Here is a 543-nt window from a genome sequence, read left to right on the forward strand (position 1 = left end):
TGGCCAGCTCAAACCGGGGTACAATGTGCAGATTGGGACAGAGAACCAATTCATCACTGGATTTAGCGTGCATCAACGGGCAGGGGATGCCGGATGTTTCATTCCGCATTTGGAGCAATTGGCCGCCTATGGGCGTCCAATGCCTAAACAAGCCATTGCGGATTCCGCCTATGGGAGTGAGGAGAACTACACGTACTGTGAGAAAAAGAAGATAGTCGCCCTGATCAAGTACAACACGTTAGATCGGGAACAAACGAAAGCGTGGGCGAAGGAGATCGGCCGAATCGAGAACATGACGTATGATGAGGAGCTGGATGAGTGGATTTGCGCTAAAGGGGAACGGTTGGTGTTTGTGTATGAACGGAAGGAAACGACCGACAACGGGTACGTTACCGTCAAACGGACGTATCGTTGTACGGCTTGTGCCGGATGTCCGTTTCAGGCGACATGCGCCAAAGGCAAAGACACGAAAACCATCCGCGTTTCCTTGAAAAATCAACAACAACGGCAAGAGATCCGTAAACGGCTGTCCACGGAAGAAGG

Annotated in this window: 1 protein-coding gene; it reads left to right on the top strand. The window is 51.4% G+C overall.

Going from position 1 to position 543, the window contains the following annotated elements; translation table 11 throughout:
- A partial coding sequence (locus GCA01S_RS18890; protein ID WP_042412564.1) for a transposase occupies window positions 1–543 on the top strand: 543 nt, incomplete at both ends.

This window comes from Parageobacillus caldoxylosilyticus NBRC 107762 (assembly GCF_000632715.1).
Lineage (GTDB): Bacteria > Bacillota > Bacilli > Bacillales > Anoxybacillaceae > Saccharococcus > Saccharococcus caldoxylosilyticus.